This is a genomic window from Mycobacterium sp. 1165178.9 (assembly GCF_001673555.1).
Taxonomy (GTDB): domain Bacteria; phylum Actinomycetota; class Actinomycetes; order Mycobacteriales; family Mycobacteriaceae; genus Mycobacterium.
On record NZ_LZMB01000523.1, the window covers coordinates 1 to 2,135 of the forward strand.

The window sequence follows — 2,135 nt, forward strand, 5'->3', positions numbered from 1 at the left end:
AATCGGAACGGCCAGGCCGTTGTGCAGCGCCAGCGGCAGCGGGCTGTGCTCGGTGGCCAGGGTGTAGGAGCCGCCCGGATTAACGATCGTCACCGCGCCGAACAGGTCGTTGATTGTCTTACCGACCACCACCAGGCGTTGCTGGGCCAATCCATTGCGGGTGTCGGGCGGTTCGGACTGGCTCAGGGCGCGCAGCATGTCCTCGCGCAGGGGCGCGGTGTACTGGACGCCGGTCAGCCCTGTGCGGTCGTCGGTCATCAGCGACGACGTCAAGCCCCACAGCCGGCCGACCTGCCCCGTGATGCCGGCGGTGACGTCGTCGCTGAACTGCCCGGGTGCGGAAACGTAGGCGCCGACGTCTCCCGGCGGCTCGGTGCGGGCTTGAGCAGCCTGATTGGCGTCGGCGATCACGACCGGCAGCGGGCGGGGCACCGCCAGACCGGAGCGGATGGTGGTGGTCAGCGCGGTCAGGATGACCTGGGCGTCGTCGGCCTGCAGATTCCATGTGGACGGCGGAAGCAGTATCTGGGTGCGTGGCTCGTCGCGGTCGAGCGCATGCCAGAAGATCGCGCCCAGCGCGTCCTGCCTGCGCGCGGTCACCGAGTCGTGTCCCAGCCGAACCGTCAGGGACGAGTCCAGGTATGTCGGCACCCCTGGCGTGGTGCCGGCTCCGGCCAGCGCGGCGCCGACGGCGGGGTCGAACGGCGCGACCACGACTTGCGGGGCCAGCCGTCGCGGTGCGGTGTCGACGCCGCTCTCAATGGAGCTCTGCCCCTCGGTGGCCGACAGGTCAGCGGCCGCGATGGCGACAGTGTTGTCGTTGGCGCTGAGCAGCTTGACCGCGCGGCTGGTCAGTGGACCGTCCGCCACCACGGTGGCGCCGCGGATGGAGGAGACGTCCAGAATTTTGTCGATGATGCCATTGGCGTTGGTGGTGGCGATGGCGCTCAGGCCGGGATCGTTGACGCGCTGGACGGCATCAAGGTCGGCTTGGGCGTAGGGGAGGGGGGCCACACAGGTTCGGTGGGCCAGGGCGCGCAGGCGGTTCAGCCATTCGGTCGCGGCGGCCTGGCCGGCGCCCGGGTGGGTGGGGGTGCCGGGCAGCTGCGCCGCGTCGTCGGGGGAGTTGGACACGACATAACCTGCGGTCATCGCGTTGACCGTGACCAGCAGATCCGGATCGATCGCAAGGCACAGCGCACGGCCGACGGCGCCGTCGGGGTCGACGTCGTGACTGGTGGCGACTTCGGCCGAGGCCAGCAGGATGTCGAGCCTGCCGCCGCCGGCCAGCGAGGTGGCCAGGTCGTCGTCAACCAGCCGTACCGGAATGGTTCCGCCCGGCACGCCGGGAGCCAGCCTGGGCCGGTCGGCGAGCGGCCACAGCATGGTGATCAGCACCGGCTTGGAGGTGTCGGGAGCGACGGCGGAGCCCACATCGTCGGCGCGGTCGGGCGGCACTCCTACGACGGGCAGCAGGAAGCGCGCGTTGTCCAACCGGGCCGGTGCGCCGTAGTCCGGTGTGCCGTTCACGTTGACCAGGACGGGGTAGATGCCGGGCTTCTCCACTCCCAGCGACGGCTTGGTCAGGGCGCGCAGCGGGGCCGACAGGGTGAAGCCGACTTCTTGCCCGCGCTGCAGTTCGGGCGCCACAGTGAGGAAATCCGCGGCGGCCTGATAGCCGTCGGTGTCACCGTCCAGGGTGGTGCGCAAACCCGCGGAGGCGGTGACGGCGCCCGCGTGCTCGAGGCGGACCATGACGTCATGAACCGGCCGGTCACCGATGTTGGTCACCATGCCGCTGACGGTCACGACGGGCGGACTGGTCGTGGTGACCACGTCGGGAGTGACTTGATCGATGCGGACCCGGACGAACGGCGTCACCCCGGGCTCGCCCGCCGCCGCACGCGGCATCACCGGCCCGGTGAGCATCGCGAGTCCGGTCACGATGGCGAGCACGGCGGCGATACGCACCAGGCCGGCCCACCGTAGACGCGGAGCTGTCACGGCCCGGGCCCGTGGCCGTTCTTTCGGCCCGTGGCCGGTTTGTCAGAATGCCGAGTCCGCGAATGGGTCTGGGGGCGGCGCCGCGGCGAGCTGGGCGGCAGCGGGGGGAGCGAAGCCGGACCGTCGCTTTG

Annotated in this window: 1 protein-coding gene and 1 pseudogene; both read right to left on the minus strand. The window is 70.8% G+C overall.

What is annotated here, in order from left to right:
- On the minus strand, window positions 1-2,004 hold a 2,004-nt coding region (locus A5652_RS22340), incomplete at its 3' end, for a hypothetical protein (RefSeq protein WP_067356915.1).
- Window positions 2,001-2,135 (minus strand): annotated as a pseudogene (locus A5652_RS27125) (NUDIX hydrolase); the annotation flags it as partial. The gene A5652_RS22340 and the pseudogene A5652_RS27125, both read right to left, overlap by 4 nt.